This window comes from Bacteriovorax sp. DB6_IX (genome assembly GCF_000447775.1).
In the GTDB taxonomy this organism is placed as follows: Bacteria; Bdellovibrionota; Bacteriovoracia; order Bacteriovoracales; family Bacteriovoracaceae; genus Halobacteriovorax_A.
On sequence record NZ_AUNJ01000471.1, the window covers coordinates 1 to 259 of the forward strand.

Annotated in this window: 1 protein-coding gene; it reads left to right on the top strand. The window is 32.0% G+C overall.

Translation table 11 applies throughout. The annotated features are described in order from the left end of the window. Nucleotides 1–41: 41 nt before the first annotated feature. Nucleotides 42–259, top strand: a 218-nt coding sequence (locus M901_RS14645) for a hypothetical protein (RefSeq protein WP_157680056.1), incomplete at its 3' end; no start/stop codon positions are given.

Sequence of the window (259 nt, forward strand, 5' to 3'; positions counted from 1 at the left end):
TAAAAAATCATATAGAATTATTCAAACTGGGCGATTCATATTTGAGAGACTTTAATAGAGGTATTAAGAGTTTAGCTTTTAATAGCACTGGTGTTAAGGGAGAGCGTGAAAAGACCGTTCTTGGTGTAACATCATTTCTTAACTATAATGCAAAGGTTACAGTTACTGTCGTGACAGATGATCTTCAAAAGTCTCTTTACCATAACTATATTAAAGATCTCGAGGAAATCAAAAAACCTATTCTAAACGAAGATATTCA